Raw genomic sequence first — 23,580 nt, 5'->3', positions numbered from 1 at the left:
CTCAAAAGGACGTCGCAACGTGGTTCCACCTTCATTTATGTACCTCAAAAAAGAGGGACACCTCTGATTGGCTCTAACGTAGCCACCGTTTTATGTTTGCATAAAAGTCAGTAGAGTAGTATCAGTATAGTCTTTCTATGCGTTCTCAGCAACCACGCACTCTCTAGTAGAAAGGGACTAAGTGACTTGTCTCTATGGATTATTATAGCATGATTGTGAGATTTTTCAAGATATTTGTAGATTTTTTTGAATTTTCTTCATTGAAAGAGTGCCTGCTATGCTTTGTTAGGAGTAATGTGAAATCATCTTTTTGATAAGTTTTTACCTTGATAAAAGTAGTGTTCTGGATTTAGTAAGAGTGGGTTAAAGGTGACTATTAAACAGTATTTTTTGTTATAATATTAAAAAGATATATAAGAGGAAATGAGGAGAAAGAATGACAAAAATAGCTCTTCTTTCAGATATTCATGGAAATATCACCGCTTTGGAGGCTGTTTTGGCAGATGCGCGGCAGCTAGGAGTGGATGAATACTGGCTTCTGGGAGATATTCTCATGCCAGGGACAGGGCGTAGAAGGATTTTGGACTTGTTGGATCAACTACTGATTACGGCTAGAGTTTTGGGAAACTGGGAAGACAGTCTTTGGCATGGTGTCCGCAAGGAATTGGATAGTACTCGTCCCAGTCAACGTTATCTCTTGCGCCAGTGCCAGTATGTTTTAGAGGAAATTTCACTAGAAGAAATTGAACTGCTTCACAATCAACCTCTCCAGCTTCATCGTCAGTTTGGGGATTTGACGGTGGGAATTAGCCACCATCTTCCTGATAAGAACTGGGGGCGAGAGTTGATTCATACTGGAGCGCAAGAGGATTTTGACCGCTTGGTGACCAATCCGCCTTGTGATATTGCTGTTTATGGTCATATTCACCAGCAGTTGCTTCGTTACGGAACTGGTGGTCAATTGATTGTCAATCCGGGCTCGATTGGGCAACCTTTCTTTCTAGATACCCAGTTACGGAAGGACTTGCGGGCCCAGTATATGATTTTAGAGTTTGATGACAAGGGCTTGGTAGATATGGATTTCCGACGGGTAGACTACGATGTAGCAGCTGAATTGCAGCTGGCTAAAGATCTCAAACTTCCCTATTTTGAGGTTTATTATGAAAGTCTGGTCAATGGTATCCATCATACTCACAATCAGGAATTTTTGAGAGAATTGGCCCAGCAAGAGGGCTACGATAGGGAGTTAGATGCCTGGTTGAAAAGTGGTAACGATTGACATTACAACTAAAAAGGGTATAATAATAGAAAAAGAAGAGTAGAGGCAGGGTAGCCTCGTAAAAAGGAGAAGAGGATGCAAATTCCAAGTAGATTTACCATTGCGACTCATATGCTGATAATCATTGCCCTCAAGGGGAAGGAAAGCAAGGTGACCAGTGATTTTCTGGCTGCTAGTGTCGGGGTCAATCCAGTCATTATCAGAAAGACCTTGTCCCAGTTGAAGAAGGCAGAGCTGATTTCAGTAGCGCGTGGAACAGGTGGGACAGAGATTGTCAAGGATCTCAAAGACATTAGTCTATTAGATGTTTATCAGGCTGTTGAGTGTCTTGGTAAGACTGGTCAACTCTTCAGTTTTCATGACAATCCAAATCCAAATTGCCCAGTTGGAGCCCATATTCATGATGTTTTGGATCAAAAATTGGAGAGAATCCAGCTGGCTATGGAGGCAGAGCTTGGTCAGACTAGCTTAGAGCAAGTCGTGGCCGACGCAGAGAGTCAGATGAAGGATTAAGAGGGATAGATGCCTGCAAATGAAACTCAAAACACTGCTAGAAATCTGGCAGTGTTTTTTTAGATTGCGTAGAAAAAACTCCTGGGGAATTCCAGGAGAGTGTGAGTGGTTATTTGAACTTGAATCCTTCGTAAATAAGCTCTGCTTTTGGATTTTGTTTCTTAATCTGTTTGGCAAGTAACTTCATCATAGAAAGAGGACCGCACATATAGACGCTTGCAAGTTCGGGCACTTCTTCTTGATCAAAATTAAGATAGCCGTCTTTCCTACTGTCTACTAGATGGAGTTCAAAATTAGGGTTTTTCTGAGCATAGTCACGGAGCAAATCCAGATAGACTGCATTTTCTTCTCCACGGAAGCTATAGTAGAAGTGAACCTGTTTATCTAAAATAGGATGTTCACGGATGTAAGAGATGAAGGGGGGAATCCCAATGCCTCCAGCAATCCAAACCTGATTTTCTCGTCCTTCTTCTATGATCATGTGTCCGTAAGCTCTGTCTACGCTTACTTTGCTGCCGACTTGAAGATTGTCATAGATATTCTTGGTATGGTCGCCTGAATTTTTGACAGTAAAGTAAAGAGTTTGACCGTGACCTCCTGAGATAGAAAAGGGATGCGGAGCACTTTCAAAGCCTTCTTGGAAAATCTTTAGGAAGGCAAATTGTCCTGATTGATAGTTGAAAGGTCTGCTAAGATGGATTTGAATTTCTATAGTATCGTGATTTAAGCGTTTGAGATTGGTAATTTTCCCTAGATAGGGGAAGCCAATCTTTTGATATAGAAAAATGATATAAAAACCAGCTAGTAAGCCTAAAAGGGCATAGCTACCAACAAGAAAACTTAGAAGATTAAATGTGAGAAGACGATTGCCCATCATCATGTAGACATGAAAGAGTCCGAAAATATAAGCTAGGTAAACCAGGCGGTGAATCCATCGCCAAGCTTCGTATTGGATGTATTTGCCTAAATAGGCGACAAGGATGATACTGATAAAGATATAGATGGCAAGATTGCCAAACTGAGCAGCTAAACGAGATCCCCACAAACCGCCCATACTAAAGTTATGAAAGATGAGTAGGATGACGGATAGAAAGGCTGTGAATTTGTGGACAGTATAGACCTTCTCCAAACCGTGAAACCAGCTTTCTAGTAGGGGGAGACGAGTGGCTAGGATAAAAGTTAGAGATAGGCTTGTTAAAGCTAGTCCTGGAATCATGAATTGGGGAGAAGTGTTCATCCAAGTCAAAATAGTCAAGACAAAACTAGCTATGATAAAGAGTAGTCCTTTGAGTGATTTCATAGAAAATTCCATTTCATTTAGATTTTGATTTGTTGTAAATAAATTTGTTACATTTTATCATAGAAAAAGTATGGTGTCAAATTGAGGTCTATAAATATCTACTATCATCAAAAAACTCTCCAATTTAACTGGAGAGTGGCTGTTTATTCTGCAGCTTGTTGCCAACGTTTTGCTAGCTTATGAGACAGGCTGGAGATGGCAAAGTTAAAGATAAAGTAAATCAAGGCAATCAGGATATAAAGACTGAAGACCTGCTCAGGTTCGAAATAACGGCCCATGAGAATTTGGCTAGCTCCAAATAGTTCTTGTAGGGCGATGACAGAGTAGAGAAGACTGGTATCCTTAATCACGGTTACAAACTGAGAAATGATGGCTGGCAACATTTTGCGAATGGCTTGTGGGAGAATGATGTGGTAAAGGATTTGGGTTGATGTAAATCCTTGCGACATTCCTGCTTCGTACTGCCCCTTGTCTACGGCATTGAGACCGCCTCGGATAATCTCAGCTAGGGCTGCTGATGTAAAGAGGGTGAAGGCAGTGATTCCTGCTGGTGTGGATTTCATCTTGAACACTAAAAAGATAGTGAAAATCCAGAGAAGGTTGGGAACATTCCGTACAAATTCGATGTAAATGCTGGAGATGATGCGCAAGACAGGATTTTTGCCATTTCTCATGACGGCTAGCACCGTTCCGATGAGGGTAGAGAGGACGATGGCAATCAGAGAAATATAGAGGGTCAAGCCAAATCCTTTAAAGATAAAGATTAGGTTATCTGGGGTCAAAACTTCTAAAATGGATTCCATAGTAACCTCCTAAAGTGAATAGGCTTTTTTGTTGGCTTGCTCCATCTTGCGACCAAACTGGGCAACAGGGAAGCATAGAGAAAAGTAGAGAAGGGCAGCGCCTAAAAATGCTGGAATGTAGTTTCCGTTAAGAGCTGACCAAGACTTGGTCACAAACATCAAGTCCACTCCAGAGATGATAGCAACTGTCGAGGTATTCTTGATGAGGTTGACGATTTGGTTGGTCAAAGGAGGGAGAATGATACGAAAGGCCTGAGGCAAGATAATCAAGCGCATGGCACTGATATAGGTAAACCCTTGCGACAAGGCAGCTTCCATCTGACCGCTAGGAATAGACTGAATCCCTGAGCGAATCACCTCAGCGATATAGGCGCCGTGATAGAGTCCCACGCAGAGAACAGCTGTCCAATAAATTGGAATCATGATGAGATGGTCACTGATAAGAGGTAGGCCATAAAAAACGATAACAAATTGTACCAAGAGGGGAGTGTTTTGATAAAATTCCACAAAGATGCGAGCCAAAACACGCAAGAATGGGCGTTTGCTGGTTGACATGGCCCCAAAGAAGATGCCCAAAACCATGGCTAGGATAAAGGATCCGATCGCTAGGGCAAGGGTGAAGAGGAAACCGTTGAAAAATTGTCCAAAATCCTGAAAATAGGCTGTCCAAGATGATAAATCTGTCATAGGGTGTCCTCCTTAATCTGCGGAATGGCTAGATGGTTTGAGCTTGTAACGGTCATAAAGTTTTTGTAAACTACCATCCTTGCTCCATTTAGTGACCAAGTTATCAAGATAGTCGTTGAGCTCTGTATTTGATTTCTTGGTAACGATACCGTAGTCAGATGGCTTGAAACTATCATCTAGTAGTACTGTGCGTTTGCTGATGTAGCCAGACAGAATCGAGCGGTCAACGGAAAAGGCATCAATACGGTGAGCATGTAGGGAAGTAATCAATTCTGGGTAGGAACCAAGTTCGACGAATTTAAAGGTCAAGCCTTTCTTTTTACCTAGTTCGGTAATCAAGCGTTGAGTAATGGAACCTTGGGCAACACCGATGGTTTTTCCGTTTAGGTCCTCAATGCTTTTGATTTTGGCAGACTTATTGACCAAAAAGCCAGAAGCGTCCGTGTAGTAGGGGCTTGTGAAGTTGTAGAGTTTTTTGCGTTCGTCTGTGATGGTGAAGGTTGCGATATCCATATCGACCTGTTCATTGTCTAGAAGGGGTCCACGGGTTTGAGCGGTAACAGGCACATAACGAACCTTAACCTTGAGCTCATCAGCTACCATCTTGGCCAAGTCGGTTTCGATACCAGAATAGGTCCCTGTCTTAGGATCCTTGTAGCCAAAATTGGGAACGTCTTGTTTCACACCGACAACTAGCTCGCCTCTCTTTTGAATGTCTGCGACACTGGTATCAGCCAGGACTGGTTTTGCAGCAGCAAGGCTGAAAAGGCTAATCAATAATGCGGATAAAAAGAATTTCTTTTTCATAGGCGCCTCCTTATTTGACTTTGTCACTTTCGTGGTTGATAATTTTGCTGAGGAATTGTTGAGCACGAGGTTCGCTTGGATTGTCGAAAAAGTCATCAACATCTGTCGTATCAACCAAAACCTCTCCATCAGCCATAAAGATGATACGGTCAGCAACTTCACGGGCAAAGCCCATTTCATGGGTAACGACAATCATATTCATACCCTCGTGGGCCAATTTTTGCATAACTGCCAGAACGTCACCTATGGTTTCAGGGTCAAGGGCAGATGTTGGTTCATCGAAGAGGAGGAGCTCCGGATGCATAGCGAGTCCACGTGCGATGGCGATTCGTTGTTTTTGTCCACCAGAAAGCATGGCTGGATAAGAATCTTTCTTGTCCCACATATTTACAAATTCCAGATATTTTTGGGCTGTCTTTTCAGCTTCTTTTTTATCAATTCCTAGAACTTTTATGGGCGCAAGTGTTACGTTTTCTAACACTGTTTTGTGTGGATAGAGGTTGAAATGTTGGAAAACCATGCCGACTTCCTTGCGAAGCGGTACTAAATCTTTCTGGCTGGCACCAGCAACTTGGTGACCATTTACTAGAAGACTTCCCTTGTCTACAGCCTCCAAACCATTGATGGTGCGGATAAGAGTGGACTTCCCAGAACCAGAAGGGCCTAGGAGGACAACGACTTGCCCTTTTTCAAAACGGAGATTGATGTCGCGGAGTGCGTGGTAGTCTCCGTAATATTTTTCGACGTGTTCAAATTCTACTAAAGCCATAAGGAATCTCCTTTGTGTTAGATTTTATAANATGATTCTACACCAAAAGATTTTTCTTGTCAAATCATATCAGAAAAAAATTAGTAAAATTTTTGTAGAAAGCAATCAGGATAGAGAAAAAGCCTAAATCATGTTATAATGAAGCAATAGAATTCTTAGAAAGAGTGGATGTCTTTTTGATAACACCTACTTATGAATGGCAGTTTGCCCCGCAGGTAGAAGATGCGGATTTTACAAAGATAGCCAAGAAGGCTGGACTGGGTCCTGAGGTGGCTCGGTTATTATTTGAAAGAGGGATTCAGAACCAAGAAAGTCTGAAGAAGTTTTTAGAACCTTCCTTGGAGGACTTGCACGACCCTTATCTGCTCCATGATATGGACAAGGCAGTAGAACGGATTCGTCAGGCCATTGAAGAAGGGGAAAATATCCTCGTTTACGGTGATTATGATGCGGATGGTATGACTTCGGCTTCGATTGTTAAGGAAAGTTTGGAACAGCTTGGTGCCGAGTGCCGGGTTTATCTGCCCAATCGTTTTACCGATGGTTATGGACCTAATGCCAGTGTTTACAAATATTTTATCGAGCAAGAAGGAATTTCCTTGATTGTGACAGTGGACAATGGGGTTGTGGGTCACGAGGCTATTGAATTGGCCCAGTCTATGGGAGTGGATGTCATTGTGACTGACCATCATTCCATGCCTGAAACCTTACCAGATGCCTATGCCATTGTCCATCCTGAACATCCGGATGCGGACTATCCTTTCAAATATTTGGCTGGTTGTGGAGTGGCTTTCAAGCTGGCTTGTGCCCTGTTAGAAGAAGTACAAGTGGAATTGCTTGATTTGGTTGCTATTGGTACCATTGCAGATATGGTTAGTTTGACGGATGAAAACCGTATCTTGGTTCAATATGGTCTAGAAATGCTGGGGCATACTCAGCGCATTGGTTTACAAGAAATGCTGGACATGGCTGGGATTGCTGCCAACGAAGTAACAGAAGAAACGGTTGGTTTCCAGATTGCTCCTCGATTGAATGCCTTGGGCCGCTTGGATGATCCCAATCCTGCCATTGATTTGCTGACTGGCTTTGATGATGAGGAAGCCCATGAGATTGCCCTTATGATTCACCAGAAAAATGAAGAGCGTAAGGAAATTGTCCAGTCTATCTATGAAGAAGCTAAGACCATGGTGGATTCTGAGAAGAAGGTCCAAGTCTTGGCCAAGGAAGGCTGGAATCCTGGGGTTCTAGGAATCGTGGCTGGTCGTTTGTTGGAAGAACTAGGGCAGACAGTCATCGTTCTCAATATAGAGGACGGTCGTGCCAAGGGTAGTGCTCGTAGTGTGGAAGCAGTCGATATTTTTGAAGCCCTAGATCCCCATCGCGACCTCTTTATCGCATTTGGCGGTCATGCTGGCGCAGCAGGAATGACGCTGGAAGTGGAGAAACTCTCAGATTTATCTCGGGTCTTGGAAGACTATGTCCGTGAAAAAGACGCAGATGCTGCTGGCAAGAACAAGTTAAATCTAGATGAAGAACTGGATTTGGAAACACTTAGCTTGGAAACGGTCAAAAGTTTTGAACGTTTGGCACCTTTTGGCATGGACAATCAGAAACCTGTCTTTTATATAAAGGATTTTCAGGTCGAAAGTGCCCGTACTATGGGGGCAGGCAATGCTCATCTCAAGTTGAAAATTTCCAAAGGTGAGGCGAGTTTTGAAGTGGTGGCCTTCGGACAAGGTAGATGGGCGACAGAGTTTTCTCAAACCAAGAATCTAGAGCTGGCAGTCAAATTGTCTGTCAACCAATGGAATGGCCAAACTGCCCTCCAGTTGATGATGGTGGATGCGCGTGTGGAGGGTGTTCAACTTTTTAACATCCGTGGGAAGAATGCAGTCTTGCCAGAAGGGGTTCCAGTCTTGGATTTTGCTGGAGAACTGCCCAATCTAGTAAATAGTGATGCTGTGGTTGTAAAAACCATTCCTGAGGATATTACTCAGCTGAAGACCATTTTTCAGGAGCAGAATTTTTCTGCTGTTTATTTCAAAAATGATATTGACAAGGCCTACTATCTGACGGGATATGGGACTAGAGAGCAGTTTGCAAAATTGTACAAGACTATCTACCAGTTCCCAGAGTTTGATATTCGCTACAAACTGAAGGATTTGGCTACTTATCTCAATATCCAACAAATCTTGCTGGTCAAAATGATTCAAGTATTTGAAGAGCTAGGCTTTGTGACCATCAAAGATGGTGTCATGACAGTGAATAAAGAGGCTGAAAAGCGTGATATAGCTGAGAGTCAGATTTACCAAAATCTCAAACAAACCGTCAAAGACCAAGAAATGATGGCGCTGGGTACCGTGCAAGAAATTTATGACTTTTTAATGGAAAAAGAGTAGATGATAGGAAAGAGTTGGGAAACCAGCTCTTTTTTGAAAACAAATCTTCATTTTGAAAATCATTAAAAAAATGGTATAATGGTAGGAAAAGATTCGGCTAAAAGTAGTGCTTTTAGAATAAGAGGGTAAGTAACCCTATAATCAAGATAAACTAAGCTTTCGGAGGAAAAATGAGTAATATCAGTTTAACAACACTTGGCGGTGTCCGTGAAAATGGGAAAAATATGTATATCGCTGAAATCGATGGGTCTATTTTCGTTTTGGATGCAGGTCTGAAATACCCTGAAAATGAACAACTAGGGGTGGACGTGGTCATTCCCAATATGGACTATCTTTTTGAAAATAGCGATCGTATCGCTGGGGTCTTCTTGACCCACGGCCATGCGGATGCCATTGGTGCTCTGCCTTATCTCTTGGCTGAAGCCAAGGTACCTGTATTTGGCTCTGAGTTGACCATTGAGTTGGCAAAACTCTTTGTCAAAGGAAATGACACAGTTAAGAAATTTAATGATTTTCATGTTATCGATGAGGATACGGAGATTGATTTTGGCGGGACTGTGGTGTCCTTCTTCCGTACGACCCACTCTATCCCAGAAAGTCTGGGTGTGGTCTTGAAGACAGCTGAAGGTAGCATCGTTTATACAGGTGACTTCAAATTTGACCAGACAGCTAGTGAATCTTATGCCACAGACTTTGCTCGTTTGGCAGAAATCGGTCGTGATGGAGTTCTAGCTCTTCTTAGCGATTCAGCCAATGCGGACAGTAATATCCAAGTGGCTAGCGAAAGTGAAGTTGGGGACGAGATCACTCAAACCATTTCGGACTGGGATGGTCGTATCATTGTTGCAGCAGTAGCTAGCAACCTCTCTCGTATCCAGCAGGTGTTTGACGCTGCGGATGCAACAGGCCGTCGTGTGGTCTTGACAGGATTCGATATTGAAAATATCGTCCGCACTGCTATTCGTCTTAAGAAATTGTCTCTAGCTAACGAAAGTCTTTTGATTAAACCAAAAGATATGTCTCGTTTTGAGGACCATGAGTTGATTATTCTTGAGACAGGCCGTATGGGTGAGCCTATCAACGGTCTTCGCAAGATGTCGATTGGTCGTCACCGTTATGTGGAAATTAAGGATGGTGACTTGGTCTATATCGTAACGACTCCGTCTATCGCCAAAGAGGCGGTCATGGCGCGTGTGGAGAACATGATTTACCAAGCTGGCGGGGTTGTCAAACTGATCACTCAAAGCTTGCGTGTGTCAGGGCACGGAAATGCGCGTGACTTGCAATTGATGATTAATCTCTTGCAACCCAAGTATCTTTTCCCAATTCAAGGGGAATATCGTGAGTTGGATGCCCATGCTAAGGCTGCTATGGCGGTCGGGATGCTGCCAGAACGCATTTTCATCCCTAAAAAGGGAACCAGCATGGCTTATGAGAATGGGGACTTTGTCCCAGCTGGCGCGGTTTCAGCAGGGGATGTCTTGATTGACGGGAATGCCATTGGTGATGTTGGTAATGTGGTTCTTCGTGACCGTAAGGTCTTGTCAGAGGATGGCATTTTCATCGTAGCAATCACCGTTAACCGTCGTGAGAAGAAAATTGTGGCCAAGGCTCGTGTTCACACGCGTGGATTTGTTTATCTCAAGAAGAGTCGCGATATTCTCCGTGAAAGTTCAGAATTGATTAACCAAACGGTAGAAGACTATCTTCAAGGGGATGACTTTGACTGGGCAGATCTTAAAGGGAAGGTTCGTGATAATCTGACCAAGTATCTCTTTGATCAGACTAAGCGTCGTCCAGCTATTTTACCAGTAGTCATGGAAGCAAAATAATCGTTGAAATAAACAGAGAGAAAGCCGAGTTTTGGCTTTTTCTTATCGGAAAATAGAAGGAGCAAATCATGGCAGTAATGAAAATCGAGTATTACTCACAAGTATTGGATATGGAGTGGGGAGTGAATGTCCTCTACCCTGATGCCAATCGAGTGGAAGAACCAGAGTGTCAAGATATTCCCGTCTTGTACCTCTTGCACGGGATGTCTGGCAATCAAAATAGTTGGCTCAAGCGGACCAACGTAGAACGCTTACTTCGAGGAACCAATCTCATCGTTGTTATGCCCAATACCAGCAACGGTTGGTATACCGATACCCAATATGGTTTTGACTATTACACAGCTCTAGCAGAGGAATTGCCACAGGTTCTGAAACGCTTCTTCCCTAATATGACTAGCAAGCGTGAAAAGACCTTTATCGCTGGTCTCTCCATGGGAGGCTACGGCTGTTTCAAATTGGCTCTTGCTACAAATCGTTTTTCTCATGCAGCTAGTTTTTCAGGTGCTCTTAGCTTTCAAGATTTTTCTCCTGAGAGCCAAGATTTGGGAACACCAGCTTATTGGAGAGGTGTTTTTGGAGAGATTAAAGACTGGACAGCTAGTCCTTATTCTCTTGAAAGTCTGGCTAAAAAATCGGATAAAAAGACCAAACTTTGGGCTTGGTGTGGCGAGCAGGATTTCTTGTACGAAGCCAATAATCTCGCAGTGAAAAATCTCAAAAAACTGGGATTTGATGTGACCTATAGCCATAGTGCTGGAACTCACGAATGGTACTACTGGGAAAAACAATTGGAACGGTTCTTAGCAACCCTACCAATCGATTTCAAATTAGAAGAGAGATTGTCATAATTTAGCTTTCTTTCAGCTTGTTTTAGTAAAATAGACTTCATTTGCTAGAAAGGTGGAGGGACATGCGCTGGATTTTTTGTTTGATAGGAGCTTTCTTTTCTTTTGTTTGGCGTTTGTTTTGGCGCCTGGTTTGGATAGTTGTGCTCTTATGTGCTCTTGCTTTCGGTCTTCTCTGGTATCTTAACGGGGATTTTCAAGGAGCGTTAAAGCAAGCAGAGCGGTCAGTAAAAATTGGTCAACAAAGTATCGACCAATGGGAAAAAACAGGGCAACTGCCTAAGTTGAACCAGACAGATAGCCACCAGCATTCTGAAGGAAGGTGGCCGCAGGCTTTTGCTCGTATTTACCTGGATCCCCAGATGGATTCACGCTTTCAAGAAGCTTATGTAGAAGCGATTCAGAATTGGAATCAAACGGGTGCTTTTAATTTTGAACTTGTGACTGAGGCCAGCAAGGCAGATATTACGGCTACGGAGATGAACGATGGAAACACTCCTGTGGCAGGAGAGGCGGAAAGTCAGACCAATCTCTTAACGGGGCAATTCTTGTCTGTAACGGTGCGTCTGAATCACTATTATCTATCCAATCCTAACTATGGCTATTCCTATGAGCGCCTTGTCCATACGGCAGAACATGAGTTGGGTCATGCGATTGGCTTGGACCATACAGATGAGAAGTCTGTCATGCAACCAGCAGGTTCCTTTTATGGTATCCAGGAAGAGGATGTTGAAAGACTTCGAAAATTATATGAGACCAATGAGTAGGGGACTAACTTTCCCTACTTTTTTGCTATAATGGAACTATGAATAACTTGATTAAATCAAAATTAGAGCTCTTGCCAACCAGTCCTGGTTGTTATATTCACAAGGATAAAAACGGCACCATTATCTATGTAGGAAAGGCTAAAAATCTGCGTAACCGCGTGAGATCTTATTTCCGTGGAAGTCATGATACCAAAACAGAGGCCTTGGTGTCTGAAATTGTAGATTTTGAATTTATCGTTACGGAGTCTAATATTGAGGCACTTCTCCTAGAAATCAACCTGATCAAGGAAAATAAGCCCAAGTACAATATCATGCTCAAGGATGATAAGTCTTATCCCTTCATCAAAATCACCAATGAACGCTATCCTCGTTTGATTATCACCCGTCAGGTCAAAAAGGACGGAGGTCTCTACTTTGGACCTTATCCAGATGTGGGGGCAGCCAATGAAATCAAGCGACTACTGGATCGGATTTTCCCTTTTCGTAAGTGCACCAATCCGCCGTCTAAGGTCTGTTTTTACTACCATATCGCTCAATGTATGGCTCACACCATCTGTAAGAAGGATGAGGCCTATTTCAAGTCTATGGCTCAGGAGGTTTCTGATTTCCTAAAAGGGCAAGATGACAAAATCATTGATGACCTAAAGGGCAAGATGGAAATGGCAGCCCAGACTATGGAATTTGAACGTGCGGCGGAATACCGTGACCTAATTCAAGCCATTGGAACGCTTCGAACCAAGCAACGGGTCATGGCTAAGGATCTCCAAAATCGGGATGTCTTTGGCTACTATGTGGACAAGGGCTGGATGTGTGTTCAGGTTTTCTTTGTCCGTCAGGGTAAGCTTATTGAGCGCGATGTCAATCTCTTTCCCTATTACAATGATCCGGATGAGGACTTTCTAACCTATGTGGGACAATTTTATCAAGAAAAATCTCACCTAGTTCCCAATGAGGTACTGATTCCGCAGGATATTGACGAAGAAGCTGTCAAGGCCTTGGTAGACACCAAGATTCTCAAACCCCAGCGTGGAGAGAAAAAGCAACTGGTCAATTTGGCTATAAAGAATGCTCGAGTCAGCCTAGAGCAGAAATTCAACCTGCTGGAGAAATCTGTTGAAAAGACCCAGGGGGCTATTGAAAATCTAGGACGCTTGCTCCAAATTCCCACCCCAGTTCGCATCGAGTCCTTCGATAACTCCAACATCATGGGAACTAGTCCTGTTTCAGCCATGGTGGTCTTTGTCAACGGAAAACCTAGTAAGAAGGATTACCGTAAGTATAAAATCAAGACTGTCGTCGGGCCAGACGACTATGCCAGTATGCGAGAAGTCATTCGCAGGCGTTATGGTCGAGTTCAACGTGACGGCTTGACTCCGCCAGATTTGATTGTCATTGATGGGGGACAAGGTCAAGTCAATATTGCCAAGCAAGTCATCCAAGAGGAGCTGGGCTTGGATATTCCCATTGCAGGTTTGCAAAAGAATGACAAGCACCAAACCCATGAATTGCTTTTTGGAGATCCACTTGAGGTGGTGGAGTTGTCTCGTAATTCTCAGGAATTTTTCCTCCTCCAACGCATCCAGGATGAGGTTCACCGCTTTGCTATCGCCTTCCACCGTCAACTTCGCTCCAAAAATTCTTTTTCATCTCAATTGGATGGAATTGATGGTCTGGGACCTAAACGCAAGCAAAATCTCATGAAGCATTTCAAGTCTCTAACCAAAATCAAGGAAGCAAGTGTGGATGAGATTGTAGAAGTTGGGGTGCCAAGGGCAGTCGCAGAAGCTGTTCAGAGGAAGTTGAACCCGCAGGAGGAAGTGGAGTTGGCTCAAGTGGCGGAAGAACAAGTAGATTACCAAACGGAAGGAAACCACAATGAAACATAAAATCGCAATTTTATCAGATATTCATGGAAATGTTACAGCCTTAGAAGCAGTGATTGCAGATGCTAAAGCACAAGGAGTCAGTGAATATTGGCTTTTGGGGGATATTTTTCTTCCAGGTCCAGGTGCAAATGACTTGGTAGCCCTGCTGAAGGACCTTCCTATCACAGCCAGTGTTCGAGGCAATTGGGATGATTGTGTCCTTGAGGCCTTGGATGGTGAATATGGTTTGGAACATCCACAAGAAATCCAGTCAATGCGAATGACCCAGTTTTTGATGGAGCGAATGGATCCTGCAACGATTGTCTGGCTACGAAGCTTGCCTTTGCTGGAAAAGAAAGAAGTTGAGGGATTGCGTTTTTCTCTCTCACATAATTTACCTGACAAAAATTATGGGGGTGACTTGTTGGTTGGGAATGATACAGAAAAATTTGACCAACTGCTAGATGAGGAAACGGACGTGGCAGTCTATGGTCATGTCCACAAGCAGTTGCTTCGTTACGGCAGTCAAGGGCAACAAATCATCAATCCTGGGTCGATTGGCATGCCCTATTTTAATTGGGAGGGGTTAAAAAATCACCGTGCCCAGTATGCCGTGATAGAAGTTGAAGATGGGGAATTGGTAAATATCCTATTTCGTAAAGTCGCTTATGACTATGAAGCGGAGTTGGAATTGGCCAAATCCAAGGGCCTTCCTTTTATAGAAATGTATGAAGAGTTACGTCGAGAAGACAACTATCAGGGGCACAATTTGGAACTCTTAGCTAGTTTAATTGAAAAGCATGGGTATGTAGAGGATGTGAAAGAATTCTTGGAGGCTATAAAGTCAGAATATAAGGTAGACTAGTTTTTTTAAGTTGCTGAAAATTAGTTGGAACTGGATGAGGGGCTTCCTGATTTAAATGATGTACTTGATTCTGATGCTTATCCTTGATCCAATTTCTTTCTATGAAAAATCTCTGCAAGCTCTTTCAAATTATGGTAGAATGGAAGCAGTAGAATTAGAAAAGGAAATCGCTTATGAAATTTCTTGAATTAAATAAAAAACGTCATGCGACTAAGCATTTCACTGATAAGCCAGTTGATCCAAAAGATGTGCGTACGGCTATCGAAATTGCAACCTTGGCACCAAGTGCCCACAACAGCCAGCCTTGGAAATTTGTGGTCGTTCGGGAGAAAAATGCCGAACTAGCAAAATTGGCATACGGTTCAAACTTTGAACAGGTATCATCAGCACCTGTAACCATTGCCTTGTTTACAGATACGGACCTTGCCAAACGTGCCCGTAAAATTGCCCGAGTTGGTGGTGCTAACAATTTCTCAGAAGAACAACTACAATACTTCATGAAAAATTTGCCTGCTGAATTTGCCCGTTACAGTGAGCAACAAGTCAGCGACTACCTAGCCCTCAATGCAGGTTTGGTTGCTATGAACTTGGTTTTGGCTCATACAGACCAAGGAATCGGATCAAATCTGATTCTTGGTTTTGACAAATCAAAAGTCAACGAAGTTTTGGAAATCGAAGACCGCTTCCGCCCAGAACTCTTGATTACAGTGGGTTACACAGACGAAAAATTAGAACCAAGCTACCGCTTGCCAGTAGATGAAATCATCGAGAAAAGATAGAAAGAAGAAAAAAATGACAACAATTGATTTTACAGCAGAAGTAGAAAAACGTAAAGAAGACCTCTTGGCTGACTTGTTTAGCCTTTTAGAAATCAACTCTGAACGTGATGACAGCAAGGTTGATGCTGAGCATCCATTTGGACCTGGGCCGGTAAAAGCTTTGGAGAAATTCCTTGAAATTGCAGACCGCGATGGCTACCCAACTAAAAATGTTGACAACTACGCAGGACATTTCGAGTTTGGTGATGGAGAAGAAGTTCTCGGAATCTTTGCCCACATGGACGTAGTGCCTGCTGGTAGCGGTTGGGACACAGACCCTTACACACCAACTATCAAAGACGGTCGTCTTTATGCGCGTGGAGCTTCTGACGATAAGGGTCCTACAACAGCTTGTTACTATGGTTTGAAAATCATCAAAGAATTGGGTCTTCCAACTTCTAAGAAAGTTCGTTTCATCGTCGGAACAGACGAAGAATCAGGTTGGGCAGATATGGACTACTACTTCGAGCACGTAGGACTTGCGAAGCCAGACTTCGGTTTCTCTCCAGACGCTGAATTCCCTATCATCAATGGTGAAAAAGGAAATATCACGGAATACCTCCACTTTGCAGGTGAAAATGCAGGTGTTGCCCGTCTTCACAGCTTCACAGGTGGTTTGCGTGAAAACATGGTTCCTGAATCAGCAACAGCAGTTGTTTCAGGTGACTTAGCTGACTTGCAAAGTAAACTAGATACTTTTGTTGCAGAACACAAACTCAGAGGAGAAATTCAAGAAGAAGCTGGCCAATACAAGGTGACGATCATTGGTAAATCAGCCCACGGTGCTATGCCTGCTTCAGGTGTCAATGGTGCAACTTACCTAGCTCTCTTCCTCAGTCAGTTTGACTTTGCAGGACCAGCTAAAGACTACCTTGACATCGCTGGTAAAATTCTCTTGAACGACCATGAGGGTGAAAATCTCAAGATTGCCCATGTGGATGAAAAGATGGGTGCCCTTTCTATGAATGCGGGTGTCTTCCGCTTCGATGAAGCAAGTGCTGATAATACCATTGCCCTTAATATCCGCTATCCAAAAGGAACAAGCCCAGAGCAAATCAAGTCAATCCTTGAAAACTTGTCAGTTGCTTCTGTTAGCCTTTCTGAGCACGGGCATACCCCTCACTATGTGCCAATGGAAGATCCACTTGTGCAAACCTTGTTGAATGTCTATGAAAAACAAACTGGCCTTAAAGGTCACGAGCAAGTTATCGGTGGTGGAACCTTTGGTCGTTTGCTCGAACGCGGAGTTGCCTACGGTGCCATGTTCCCAGACTCAATTGACACCATGCACCAAGCCAATGAATTTATCGCCTTGGACGATCTCTTCCGAGCTGCAGCAATCTATGCCGAAGCTATTTATGAATTGATCAAATAAAACGATAGAAGTCTGAGATTGTATGCTTAGACTTCTTTTTGGAGGGAAAGTAGATGTCTCAAATCGAAAGAATCAAGCAAGCCATTATGGCGGATCCGCAGAATGCTACCTATACAAAGCGTGGCATCGAGCCTCTCTTTGCAGCGCCAAAGACTGCTCGCATCAATATCATCGGTCAGGCACCTGGACTTAAAACCCAAGAAGCAGGCCTTTACTGGAAAGATAAGAGTGGTGACCGCTTGCGGGAGTGGCTAGGTGTGGATGAAGATACCTTTTACAATTCAGGTTATTTTGCGGTCTTGCCTATGGATTTTTACTTTCCAGGGCATGGCAAGTCAGGTGATCTGCCACCGAGAACTGGCTTTGCTGAAAAATGGCATCCGCAGCTCTTGCAAGAATTACCAGATATTCAATTGACCCTCTTGATTGGACAATATGCCCAGGCCTACTATTTAAAGGAGAAAATCAGTGGCAAGGTGACAGAACGGGTAAAACATTACCAGAAGTACTTGCCAACCTATTTTCCACTAGTTCACCCCTCGCCTAGAAATCAAATCTGGATGGCCAAAAATCCTTGGTTTGAGGCAGAAGTGGTGCCAGATTTGAAAAAAAGAATTAAAACTATTTTATAGTCAATGAAAATCAAAGAGCAAACTAGGAAGCTAGCCGCAGGCTGTACTTGAGTACGGTAAGGCGACGCTGACGTGGTTTGAATTTGATTTTCGAAGAGTATTAGGAGAAAAAGAATGAAAGAAATAGCCTTTGACGCATTTTATCAGCTTTATCAAAACGACCAACTTTCTTTAGTGGACGTGAGAGAAGTGGATGAGTTTGAAGCTCTTCATTTAGAAGGTGCTCAGAATCTTCCTCTGAGTCAATTAGCTGATACTTATGATCAATTGGACAAGGATCAGTTACATTATGTTATTTGTAAATCTGGAATGAGATCGGCGCGTGCTTGCCAATTCTTATCAGAACAAGGTTATGAGGTTATCAATGTCCAAGGTGGCATGATGGCCTTTGAAGAACTTTAATACTCAATGAAAATCAAAGAGCAAACTAGGAAGCTAGCCGCAGGCTGTACTTGAGTACGGCAAGGTGAAGCTGACGTGGTTTGAAGAGATTTTCGAAGAGTATAAACATTAGAATTTTCTCCTACTTGGCGTGGACTGGGTAGGAGAATTTTATTTTTAGATAATTCTTATTTTTAAGAATCTTGAAAACATTCAATATTTACTTCGTGAAGCTTTTTTCATACTCCTATTCATGATATACTAGGTCAGTATTTTATAAATATGAAGGAGATTTACATGGCTAAAAAAGGTGCCTTAACAGGTTTACTCCTGTTTGGAATATTTTTTGGTGCGGGGAACTTGATTTTTCCGCCTTCTCTAGGTGCTCTATCTGGAGAACATTTTCTTCCTGCCATCGCAGGTTTTGTCTTTTCAGGTGTCGGTATCGCCGTCTTGACTCTTATTATTGGAACGCTAAATCCTAAAGGATATATTTACGAGATTTCAACAAAGATAGCGCCTTGGTTTGCGACTCTTTACCTTTCAGTTCTTTACTTGTCAATCGGTCCATTCTTTGCTATTCCACGTACAGCTACAACAGCTTACGAAGTAGGGATTAGCCCTCTTTTGTCGGATGCAAATAAAGGTCTTGGTTTGATTGTCTTTACAGTTCTGTATTTTGCAGCAGCCTATTTGATATCGCTCAATCCATCAAAAATCTTAGACCGTATCGGCCGTATTTTAACGCCAGTCTTTGCGATTTTGATTGTTATCTTGGTTGTTCTAGGAGCTATCAAATACGGTGGAACAAGTCCTCAAGCTGCTTCAGCTGCTTATCAAGCTTCTGCTTTTGGTACAGGTTTCCTAGAAGGTTACAATACCTTGGATGCCCTTGCCTCAGTTGCCTTTAGCGTAATCGCAGTTCAAACCTTGAAACAACTTGGATTTTCAAGTAAGAAAGAATACATTTCAACTATTTGGGTTGTTGGTATCGTTGTTGCCCTTGCCTTCAGTGCTCTTTACATTGGTTTAGGTTTCCTTGGAAATCATTTCCCAGTACCAGCTGAAGCGATGAAGGGTGGAACACCAGGTGTTTACATCTTGTCACAAGCCACTCAAGAAATCTTTGGCTCAACAGCTCAACTCTTCCTTGCAGCTATGGTTACCGTAACCTGCTTCACAACAACAGTTGGTTTGATTGTGTCTACAGCTGAGTTCTTTAATGAACGCTTCCCGCAAATCAGCTACAAGGTTTATGCGACCGCCTTTACCTTGATTGGCTTTGCTATTGCTAATTTGGGTCTTGATGCGATTATCAAGTACTCAATTCCAGTACTGGTTATTTTGTACCCAATCACGATTGCCATCGTTATGATTGTCATTGTCAACAAATTTGTTGCCCTTTCAAAACCTGGTATGCAATTGACAATTGCTGTGGTTACAGCTATTGCCATTGCAAGCGTACTAGGAAGCTCGTTTAAGGTTGAGTTTCTTGCAAACTTTGTCAACGCTCTTCCTTTTGCTAAAGCATCACTCCCATGGTTGGTACCAGCCATTGTTGGAATCTTGCTCTCATTGGTTCTACCAAACAAGCAAGAAAGCGATGTTTTTGAAATGGAATAATCACTAAAATCACTTTTGTAGCCAAGTCTACAGGAGTGATTTTCTTTTTTTATCCGATGATAAATGTGTTATAATAGGTAGCAAAAGAGGTGAAGAAATGAATCAAACAGTAGAATATATCAAAGAACTGACAGCCATTGCGTCGCCAACGGGCTTCACTCGGGAGATTTCGGACTATTTAGTCAAGACTCTAGAAGGTTTTGGTTACCAGCCGGTTCGCACAGCTAAGGGTGGTGTCAATGTGACCATCAAAGGTCAAAATGATGAGGAGCATCGCTATGTGACTGCCCATGTGGATACGCTGGGTGCTATTGTCCGTGCTGTCAAATCAGATGGCCGTCTCAAAATGGACCGTATCGGTAGTTTCCCTTGGAACATGATTGAAGGAGAAAACTGTACCGTTCATGTGGCTAGCACAGGTGAAAAAGTATCAGGAACCATCCTCATCCACCAGACTTCTTGCCATGTCTATAAGGATGCAGGAACTGCAGAACGCACGCAGGACAATATGGAAGTGCGTTTGGATGCAAAAGTAACCAGTGAAAAAGAAACTCGTGCTCTTGGTATTGAGATCGGTGATTTTATCAGCTTTGACCCACGAACTGTCGTGACAGAGACAGGTTTTATCAAGTCTCGTCATTTGGACGATAAGGTCAGCGCAGCGATTTTGCTTAACCTGCTTCGTATTTATAAGGAAGAGAAGATTGAATTGCCAGTAACAACCCATTTTGCTTTTTCAGTCTTTGAAGAAGTGGGACACGGTGCTAATTCTAACATTCCTGCTCAGGTAGTAGAATATCTGGCTGTGGATATGGGAGCTATGGGAGATGACCAGCAAACAGACGAAGATACAGTGTCTATCTGTGTCAAGGATGCTTCTGGACCTTATCACTATGACTTCCGTCAACACTTGGTTGCTTTGGCTAAAGAGCAAGATATTCCATTTAAGCTGGATATCTATCCATTTTATGGTTCGGACGCTTCAGCAGCTATGTCTGCAGGGGCAGAAGTCAAACACGCCCTTCTCGGTGCTGGTATCGAGTCTAGTCATTCTTATGAGCGTACTCATATTGACTCGGTGGTTGCAACAGAGCGTATGGTGGATGCTTACCTTAAGAGCACGTTGGTGGACTAATATGTGCCTGATTTGCCAGAGAATTGAACTCATCAAGAAGGGAGAAAATCCCTATTTTGTCAAAGAGTTGGAAACAGGCTATCTTGTGATTGGAGACCACCAGTATTTTGCAGGCTATAGTCTCTTTCTAGCCAAGGAACATGTCACCGAATTGCATCATTTAGAGAAGGAAACTAGAATCCGTTTTCTAGAGGAAATGAGTTTAGTCCAAGAGGCGGTTGCTAAGGCCTTTGCTGCTGAGAAAATGAATATCGAACTGCTAGGAAATGGTGATGCCCATCTTCATTGGCATCTTTTTCCTAGACGAAGAGGTGACATGAATGGTCACGGTCTCAAGGGGCGTGGGCCAGTCTGGTGGGTTCCCTTTTAAGAAATGACAGCAGAAACCTGCCAAGCAAAACCGGATGAGATTAAAAAATTAGTCAATTGTTTATCGCCAGAAGTAGACAACCTATTAGAAATAAAGGAGTAGAAATGAAAAAAAGATACCTTGTCTTGACAGCCTTGCTAGCCTTGAGTCTAGCAGCTTGTTCACAAGAAAAAGCAAAAAATGAAGATGGCTCAGCTAAGACAGAACAAACAGCCAAAGTTGATGGAACAGTCGGAAATAAGTCTCAAGAAGCTACCCAGAAAAAAGCAGAAGTGGTTAATAAGGGTGACTACTACAGTATCCAAGGGAAATACGATGAAATTATCGTAGCAAATAAACACTATCCATTATCGAAAAACTACAATCCAGGTGAAAATCCAACAGCCAAGGCTGAGTTGGTCAAACTCATCAAAGCGATGCAAGAGGCAGGCTTCCCAATTAGTGATCAATACAGTGGTTTTAGAAGTTACGAGACTCAGACTAACCTCTATCAAGATTATGTCAATAAAGATGGAAAGGCTGCAGCAGACCGTTACTCTGCCCGCCCTGGCTATAGCGAGCACCAGACAGGCTTGGCCTTTGATGTGATTGGGACAAATGGTGATTTGGTGACAGAAGAAAAAGCGGCCCAATGGCTCTTGGACCATGCGGCTGATTATGGTTTTGTTGTCCGTTATCTTAAAGGTAAGGAAAAGGAAACAGGCTATATGGCTGAGGAATGGCACCTTCGTTATGTCGGAAAAGAGGCTAAAGAGATTGCAGCTAGTGGCCTCAGTTTGGAAGAGTATTTCGGCTTTGAAGGTGGAGATTACGTCGATTAAAAAATAAACTTTTCTCTTGCAATTCCAGATAAATAGTGTATAATAGATGAGTATGTGTAAAGCATACTTGTGGGAGGTAAAAATCTTTAATTACCGCCAAAACCACAAAGGAGGATTTAAAAATGGCTAAAAAAGTCGAAAAACTTGTAAAATTGCAAATCCCTGCTGGTAAAGCTACACCAGCTCCACCGGTTGGACCTGCTCTTGGTCAAGCTGGTATCAACATCATGGGATTCACAAAAGAGTTCAACGCTCGTACAGCTGACCAAGCTGGCATGATCATTCCAGTTGTTATCTCAGTTTACGAAGATAAATCATTTACTTTCATCACTAAAACACCACCAGCTGCTGTTCTTTTGAAAAAAGCTGCAGGTGTTGAAAAAGGATCAGGTACACCTAACAAAACTAAAGTTGCTACAGTTACTCGTGCACAAGTACAAGAAATTGCAGAAACTAAGATGCCAGATTTGAACGCAGCAAACGTAGAGTCTGCAATGCGTATGATCGAAGGTACTGCTCGTTCTATGGGATTCACTGTTGTTGACTAATCAATAACACGGTAGAAAATCTCACAGCAGTCTATTAGTTGCTTTTCATACTAGGCAAGTGACTGATGCTTGTACTTGAGTACAGCAAGGGAGCTTAACGAAGTAGGAAAAGAAAAATAATAGACTGAAAACCCGCAAGACTTCATCATTTCGAGAAGTGACGTGGGAGATGAAAATCGATTGAACCACTTACAAGGAGAATAGAAAATGGCTAAAAAAAGCAAACAACTTCGTGCTGCTCTTGAGAAAATCGACAGCACAAAAGCATACAGTGTAGAAGAAGCTGTAGCACTTGCAAAAGAAACTAACTTTGCAAAATTTGACGCAACTGTAGAAGTTGCTTACAACTTGAACATCGACGTTAAAAAAGCTGACCAACAAATCCGTGGAGCAATGGTATTGCCAAACGGTACTGGTAAAACTTCACGCGTTCTTGTTTTCGCACGTGGTGCAAAAGCTGAAGAAGCAAAAGCTGCTGGTGCAGACTTTGTTGGTGAAGATGACCTTGTTGCTAAAATCAACGACGGTTGGTTGGACTTCGACGTAGTTATTGCTACACCTGACATGATGGCTCTTGTTGGACGTCTTGGACGTGTCCTTGGACCACGTAACTTGATGCCAAACCCTAAAACTGGTACTGTAACAATGGATGTTGCTAAAGCAGTTGAAGAGTCTAAAGGTGGTAAAATCACTTACCGTGCTGACCGTGCAGGTAACGTTCAAGCAATCATTGGTAAAGTATCATTTGAAGCTGAAAAATTGGTTGAAAACTTCAAAGCTTTCAACGAAACAATCCAAAAAGCAAAACCAGCTACAGCTAAAGGAACTTACGTAACAAACTTGACTATCACAACTACTCAAGGTGTTGGTATCAAAGTTGACGTAAACTCACTTTAATCAGTAGTTTATATCAGAGAACGAGTACGAAAGTACTCGTTTTTTTAGGTGCGACGAACATTCCGTTCATCTGAGGTGTAAATCCTCTGCGGGGATCATATACTAGTAAACCCAAAAGTGATTCCCAAGTCTAACTATTGTGAGTAGCTAATCGAACGGCATTAGGATAGACTGTTTAAGTCTGACGTTGGAAATAAGAATCGGCAGAGAAAGAGATAGAGAAATCTTGGCTCTATGAATAGGCACGTG

The 23,580-nt window shown here is 42.8% G+C and carries 23 protein-coding genes and 1 pseudogene; 19 read left to right on the top strand and 5 right to left on the bottom strand.

What is annotated here, in order from left to right:
* The first annotated feature begins 436 nt into the window (after window positions 1-436).
* Window positions 437-1,279, top strand: coding sequence for a metallophosphoesterase family protein (locus D8855_RS03720; protein WP_125416111.1), 843 nt, complete (start codon window positions 437-439; stop codon window positions 1,277-1,279).
* Between the two features lie 75 nt (window positions 1,280-1,354).
* Entirely contained in the window at window positions 1,355-1,792 is a 438-nt protein-coding gene (locus D8855_RS03715; RefSeq protein WP_001166795.1) for an Rrf2 family transcriptional regulator, read from the top strand.
* A gap of 109 nt (window positions 1,793-1,901) precedes the next feature.
* On the opposite strand, the gene D8855_RS03710 is transcribed toward D8855_RS03715, so the two are convergent.
* The 5 genes from D8855_RS03710 to D8855_RS03690 form a co-directional block, all read right to left on the bottom strand.
* Complete coding sequence (locus tag D8855_RS03710) at window positions 1,902-3,092, bottom strand: ferredoxin reductase family protein (RefSeq protein WP_185757555.1); 1,191 nt, start codon at window positions 3,090-3,092, stop codon at window positions 1,902-1,904.
* 143 nt (window positions 3,093-3,235) lie between these two features.
* The gene (locus tag D8855_RS03705; RefSeq protein ID WP_125416107.1) at window positions 3,236-3,895 is read right to left on the bottom strand and encodes an amino acid ABC transporter permease; all 660 of its coding nucleotides are present in this window, start codon (window positions 3,893-3,895) and stop codon (window positions 3,236-3,238) included.
* 9 nt (window positions 3,896-3,904) lie between these two features.
* Complete coding sequence (locus D8855_RS03700) at window positions 3,905-4,582, bottom strand: amino acid ABC transporter permease (RefSeq protein WP_004269945.1); 678 nt, start codon at window positions 4,580-4,582, stop codon at window positions 3,905-3,907.
* Window positions 4,583-4,594: 12 nt separating this feature from the next.
* Window positions 4,595-5,389: a transporter substrate-binding domain-containing protein gene (locus tag D8855_RS03695; RefSeq protein ID WP_125416105.1), complete on the bottom strand. Its 795-nt coding sequence runs from the start codon at window positions 5,387-5,389 to the stop codon at window positions 4,595-4,597.
* Between the two features lie 10 nt (window positions 5,390-5,399).
* Window positions 5,400-6,158: an amino acid ABC transporter ATP-binding protein gene (locus D8855_RS03690; protein WP_001229571.1), complete on the bottom strand. Its 759-nt coding sequence runs from the start codon at window positions 6,156-6,158 to the stop codon at window positions 5,400-5,402.
* A gap of 176 nt (window positions 6,159-6,334) precedes the next feature.
* Between D8855_RS03690 and recJ the strand changes: the two genes are divergently transcribed.
* The 17 genes and pseudogenes from recJ to rplA all read left to right on the top strand — a co-directional run bounded on the left by recJ (window position 6,335) and on the right by rplA (window position 23,331).
* Entirely contained in the window at window positions 6,335-8,557 is a 2,223-nt protein-coding gene (recJ, locus tag D8855_RS03685) for a single-stranded-DNA-specific exonuclease RecJ (RefSeq protein WP_185757554.1), read from the top strand.
* A gap of 170 nt (window positions 8,558-8,727) precedes the next feature.
* Window positions 8,728-10,389 (top strand): ribonuclease J, encoded by a 1,662-nt coding sequence (locus D8855_RS03680; RefSeq protein ID WP_000065614.1) that lies wholly within the window; start codon window positions 8,728-8,730, stop codon window positions 10,387-10,389.
* Window positions 10,390-10,457: 68 nt separating this feature from the next.
* The gene (locus D8855_RS03675; protein WP_125416099.1) at window positions 10,458-11,237 is read left to right on the top strand and encodes an alpha/beta hydrolase; all 780 of its coding nucleotides are present in this window, start codon (window positions 10,458-10,460) and stop codon (window positions 11,235-11,237) included.
* A 62-nt stretch (window positions 11,238-11,299) separates the two neighbouring features.
* Window positions 11,300-12,001, top strand: a complete 702-nt coding sequence (locus D8855_RS03670; protein WP_125416096.1) for a M57 family metalloprotease — start codon at window positions 11,300-11,302, stop codon at window positions 11,999-12,001.
* Between the two features lie 38 nt (window positions 12,002-12,039).
* Complete coding sequence (uvrC, locus tag D8855_RS03665) at window positions 12,040-13,887, top strand: excinuclease ABC subunit UvrC (protein ID WP_125416093.1); 1,848 nt, start codon at window positions 12,040-12,042, stop codon at window positions 13,885-13,887.
* A complete protein-coding gene (locus D8855_RS03660; protein ID WP_125416090.1) occupies window positions 13,877-14,731 on the top strand; it encodes a metallophosphoesterase family protein in 855 nt (284 codons plus the stop codon). Before uvrC ends, D8855_RS03660 begins: the two co-directional genes overlap by 11 nt.
* 55 nt (window positions 14,732-14,786) lie before the next feature.
* Window positions 14,787-14,918 carry a hypothetical protein gene (locus D8855_RS10745; protein WP_260467320.1) on the top strand — a complete coding sequence of 44 codons (132 nt, stop codon included), beginning with the start codon at window positions 14,787-14,789 and terminating at the stop codon, window positions 14,916-14,918.
* Window positions 14,905-15,510, top strand: coding sequence for a nitroreductase family protein (locus D8855_RS03655; RefSeq protein WP_125416087.1), 606 nt, complete (start codon window positions 14,905-14,907; stop codon window positions 15,508-15,510). Before D8855_RS10745 ends, D8855_RS03655 begins: the two co-directional genes overlap by 14 nt.
* 13 nt (window positions 15,511-15,523) lie before the next feature.
* Complete coding sequence (gene pepV, locus D8855_RS03650; RefSeq protein ID WP_045612124.1) at window positions 15,524-16,924, top strand: dipeptidase PepV; 1,401 nt, start codon at window positions 15,524-15,526, stop codon at window positions 16,922-16,924.
* 53 nt (window positions 16,925-16,977) lie between these two features.
* The gene (locus tag D8855_RS03645) at window positions 16,978-17,556 is read left to right on the top strand and encodes a uracil-DNA glycosylase family protein (RefSeq protein WP_125416084.1); all 579 of its coding nucleotides are present in this window, start codon (window positions 16,978-16,980) and stop codon (window positions 17,554-17,556) included.
* 114 nt (window positions 17,557-17,670) lie between these two features.
* Window positions 17,671-17,958, top strand: coding sequence for a rhodanese-like domain-containing protein (locus D8855_RS03635; RefSeq protein ID WP_000658234.1), 288 nt, complete (start codon window positions 17,671-17,673; stop codon window positions 17,956-17,958).
* 276 nt (window positions 17,959-18,234) lie between these two features.
* The gene (gene brnQ / locus D8855_RS03630; protein ID WP_049510679.1) at window positions 18,235-19,560 is read left to right on the top strand and encodes a branched-chain amino acid transport system II carrier protein; all 1,326 of its coding nucleotides are present in this window, start codon (window positions 18,235-18,237) and stop codon (window positions 19,558-19,560) included.
* 97 nt (window positions 19,561-19,657) lie between these two features.
* Window positions 19,658-20,695, top strand: coding sequence for a M42 family metallopeptidase (locus D8855_RS03625; protein WP_125416078.1), 1,038 nt, complete (start codon window positions 19,658-19,660; stop codon window positions 20,693-20,695).
* A gap of 1 nt (window position 20,696) precedes the next feature.
* Window positions 20,697-21,167 (top strand): annotated as a pseudogene (locus tag D8855_RS03620) (HIT family protein).
* A gap of 2 nt (window positions 21,168-21,169) precedes the next feature.
* Complete coding sequence (gene ldcB, locus D8855_RS03615) at window positions 21,170-21,886, top strand: LD-carboxypeptidase LdcB/DacB (RefSeq protein ID WP_125416075.1); 717 nt, start codon at window positions 21,170-21,172, stop codon at window positions 21,884-21,886.
* Window positions 21,887-22,008: 122 nt separating this feature from the next.
* Complete coding sequence (rplK, locus tag D8855_RS03610; protein ID WP_001085807.1) at window positions 22,009-22,434, top strand: 50S ribosomal protein L11; 426 nt, start codon at window positions 22,009-22,011, stop codon at window positions 22,432-22,434.
* A 207-nt stretch (window positions 22,435-22,641) separates the two neighbouring features.
* Entirely contained in the window at window positions 22,642-23,331 is a 690-nt protein-coding gene (gene rplA, locus D8855_RS03605; RefSeq protein ID WP_001085675.1) for a 50S ribosomal protein L1, read from the top strand.
* Window positions 23,332-23,580 lie beyond the last annotated feature (249 nt).

It is taken from the genome of Streptococcus mitis (genome assembly GCF_003942685.1).
GTDB classification, from domain to species: Bacteria; Bacillota; Bacilli; order Lactobacillales; family Streptococcaceae; genus Streptococcus; species Streptococcus mitis_CD.
The sequence above is the reverse complement of the archived record's forward strand: the minus strand, read 5'-3'. Positions and strand labels throughout refer to the sequence as shown.

What these genes read in the sequence shown, in the direction of transcription:
- D8855_RS03720 (WP_125416111.1), top strand. Translation starts at nt 437, where the DNA reads ATGACAAAAATAGCTCTTCTTTCAGATATTCATGGAAATATCACCGCT.
- D8855_RS03715 (WP_001166795.1), top strand. Translation starts at nt 1,355, where the DNA reads ATGCAAATTCCAAGTAGATTTACCATTGCGACTCATATGCTGATAATC.
- D8855_RS03710 (WP_185757555.1), bottom strand. Translation starts at nt 3,092, where the DNA reads ATGAAATCACTCAAAGGACTACTCTTTATCATAGCTAGTTTTGTCTTG.
- D8855_RS03705 (WP_125416107.1), bottom strand. Translation starts at nt 3,895, where the DNA reads ATGGAATCCATTTTAGAAGTTTTGACCCCAGATAACCTAATCTTTATC.
- D8855_RS03700 (WP_004269945.1), bottom strand. Translation starts at nt 4,582, where the DNA reads ATGACAGATTTATCATCTTGGACAGCCTATTTTCAGGATTTTGGACAA.
- D8855_RS03695 (WP_125416105.1), bottom strand. Translation starts at nt 5,389, where the DNA reads ATGAAAAAGAAATTCTTTTTATCCGCATTATTGATTAGCCTTTTCAGC.
- D8855_RS03690 (WP_001229571.1), bottom strand. Translation starts at nt 6,158, where the DNA reads ATGGCTTTAGTAGAATTTGAACACGTCGAAAAATATTACGGAGACTAC.
- D8855_RS03680 (WP_000065614.1), top strand. Translation starts at nt 8,728, where the DNA reads ATGAGTAATATCAGTTTAACAACACTTGGCGGTGTCCGTGAAAATGGG.
- D8855_RS03675 (WP_125416099.1), top strand. Translation starts at nt 10,458, where the DNA reads ATGGCAGTAATGAAAATCGAGTATTACTCACAAGTATTGGATATGGAG.
- D8855_RS03670 (WP_125416096.1), top strand. Translation starts at nt 11,300, where the DNA reads ATGCGCTGGATTTTTTGTTTGATAGGAGCTTTCTTTTCTTTTGTTTGG.
- uvrC (WP_125416093.1), top strand. Translation starts at nt 12,040, where the DNA reads ATGAATAACTTGATTAAATCAAAATTAGAGCTCTTGCCAACCAGTCCT.
- D8855_RS03660 (WP_125416090.1), top strand. Translation starts at nt 13,877, where the DNA reads ATGAAACATAAAATCGCAATTTTATCAGATATTCATGGAAATGTTACA.
- D8855_RS10745 (WP_260467320.1), top strand. Translation starts at nt 14,787, where the DNA reads ATGATGTACTTGATTCTGATGCTTATCCTTGATCCAATTTCTTTCTAT.
- D8855_RS03655 (WP_125416087.1), top strand. Translation starts at nt 14,905, where the DNA reads ATGAAATTTCTTGAATTAAATAAAAAACGTCATGCGACTAAGCATTTC.
- pepV (WP_045612124.1), top strand. Translation starts at nt 15,524, where the DNA reads ATGACAACAATTGATTTTACAGCAGAAGTAGAAAAACGTAAAGAAGAC.
- D8855_RS03645 (WP_125416084.1), top strand. Translation starts at nt 16,978, where the DNA reads ATGTCTCAAATCGAAAGAATCAAGCAAGCCATTATGGCGGATCCGCAG.
- D8855_RS03635 (WP_000658234.1), top strand. Translation starts at nt 17,671, where the DNA reads ATGAAAGAAATAGCCTTTGACGCATTTTATCAGCTTTATCAAAACGAC.
- brnQ (WP_049510679.1), top strand. Translation starts at nt 18,235, where the DNA reads ATGGCTAAAAAAGGTGCCTTAACAGGTTTACTCCTGTTTGGAATATTT.
- D8855_RS03625 (WP_125416078.1), top strand. Translation starts at nt 19,658, where the DNA reads ATGAATCAAACAGTAGAATATATCAAAGAACTGACAGCCATTGCGTCG.
- ldcB (WP_125416075.1), top strand. Translation starts at nt 21,170, where the DNA reads ATGAAAAAAAGATACCTTGTCTTGACAGCCTTGCTAGCCTTGAGTCTA.
- rplK (WP_001085807.1), top strand. Translation starts at nt 22,009, where the DNA reads ATGGCTAAAAAAGTCGAAAAACTTGTAAAATTGCAAATCCCTGCTGGT.
- rplA (WP_001085675.1), top strand. Translation starts at nt 22,642, where the DNA reads ATGGCTAAAAAAAGCAAACAACTTCGTGCTGCTCTTGAGAAAATCGAC.